The sequence below is a fragment of the Inquilinus sp. genome (assembly GCF_057815775.1).
Window position 1 is genome coordinate 1 of the sequence record NZ_JBYRFX010000997.1, and the last position, 1,565, is coordinate 1,565.

A 1,565-nucleotide genomic window follows, 5' to 3' on the forward strand; every position below is an offset into this window, starting at 1 on the left:
ATTGGCCTCAGGGGGCCGGTCGCCAGCGACCGCATCGCCTGTGGTTTTCTGTTGCTGGGCCCGGAGATCGAGTATCCGCGGCACGCCCATGCGGCGGAGGAGATCTATGTGCCGCTGGCCGGCACGGCCGACTGGCTGCGCGGCGATGAGGGCTGGCGGCAGCGCAGCCCCGGCGCGCCGATCCACCATCCCTCCTGGATTCCGCACGCGATGCGCACCGCCGGGCAGCCGCTGCTGGCGCTGTATCTCTGGCGCGGTGGCGACCTGGCGCAGAAATCGACGATCCTGCCGGCTGGGCTGGGACCGGTGGAGGAGGGCGGCGATGACCGTGCATGAGATGTTTCTCGTCCAGGCGATCGATCTGGCCCGCCGCAACGTCGAAGACCATGGCGGCCGGCCGTTCGGCGCCGTGGTGGTGCGGGACGGGGTGGCGGTCGCCACCGGCGTCAACGAGATGGGCGCGACGGGCGATCCCACCGCCCATGCCGAGCTGCAGGCGATCCGGGCGGCGACCCGCGACCTCGGCACGCTGCGGCTGGACGGCTGCGCGGTCTATGCCAGCGGCCATCCCTGCCCAATGTGCCTGGCGGCGATGACGATGGTCGGGGTCGAGGCGGTCTATTTTGCCCATTCCAACGAGGACGGCGCGCCCTTCGGCCTGTCGACGGCCGGGGTCTATGCCGAGCTGGCCCGGCCGCTGGCCGACCAGGCCATGACCATCCGCCACCTGCCGGTGCGGGCAGAGGGGATCGACCTCTATGGGCTTTGGCGGCGCCGTCTCAGCTCGGCTGGACCTGGATCCTGACGGATCAGCGGCCCAGCACGGCCTGTGTAAGGGCGACACCGGCCGTGGCCGAAATTGCGGTCACGGCCACGCCCCAGGCGAGGTCGACCAGGGTCAGGCCGACGGGCCAGCCGCGCAAAGTCGCCAGGTTGGTCAGGTCGTAGGTGGCATAGGCAAACAGGCCGAACAGCGCGCCGCGAATCGCCGCCCGGCCCCAGGAGCCAGATTCCAGGGCGGGGCCGGCGACGAAGATCACGATGCCGAGGATGTAGAGCGCATAGAACAGCCCGGCGACGGCGAAGTTCGGCCGGTCCGCCATCAGCCCGCCCAGGCTGTCGGCATAGAAACCCTTGGCCACCACGCCGAGCCAGAGCGCGTCGAGGCCGAGGAAGACGACCGCGACCGCGCCGTAGAGACAAAGTGAGCTGATCATCGGGCCCCCGGACTGCGGCATTCTCTGCTGCAGAGCATACGCCGCAGATCGCTGCCCGGATCAGGCAGGACGACCGTCCGTGCTGCCGTCAGTCGCGGAAGTTCAGATATTGAAGTGGCATCTCGATCTTCAGGCCGCGCACCAGGGCGATGGTGGCCTGCAGATCGTCCAGCTTCTTGCCCGTGACGCGCAGCTCGTCGCCCTGGACCGCGGCCTGGACCTTCTGTTTGCTGTCCTTGATCGCCTTGATGATGGTCTTGGCCAGGTCGCGGTCGATGCCCTGCTTCACCACCACCTCCTGCCGCACCATGTTGCCGGAGGCCTTTTCCACCGGCTTGAAGTCGAGCG

At 68.9% G+C, this 1,565-nt stretch carries 4 protein-coding genes; 2 read left to right on the plus strand and 2 right to left on the minus strand.

Translation table 11 applies throughout. The annotated features are described in order from the left end of the window. Together AC3XYG_RS35685 and AC3XYG_RS35690 are read left to right on the plus strand one after the other, a co-directional pair. Positions 1 to 336: dimethylsulfonioproprionate lyase family protein (locus AC3XYG_RS35685; RefSeq protein ID WP_489144646.1), on the plus strand; the 336-nt coding region annotated here is incomplete at its 5' end. Further along, positions 323 to 805 (plus strand): nucleoside deaminase, encoded by a 483-nt coding sequence (locus AC3XYG_RS35690; RefSeq protein ID WP_489144647.1) that lies wholly within the window; start codon positions 323 to 325, stop codon positions 803 to 805. The genes AC3XYG_RS35685 and AC3XYG_RS35690, both read left to right, overlap by 14 nt. 4 nt (positions 806 to 809) lie before the next feature. Here AC3XYG_RS35690 and AC3XYG_RS35695 read toward each other — a convergent pair whose 3' ends face one another. Beyond that, positions 810 to 1,217, minus strand: a complete 408-nt coding sequence (locus tag AC3XYG_RS35695) for a DUF2177 family protein (RefSeq protein WP_489144648.1) — start codon at positions 1,215 to 1,217, stop codon at positions 810 to 812. Positions 1,218 to 1,305: 88 nt separating this feature from the next. Beyond that, on the minus strand, positions 1,306 to 1,565 hold a 260-nt coding region (locus AC3XYG_RS35700), incomplete at its 5' end, for a nucleotide-binding YajQ family protein (RefSeq protein WP_489144649.1).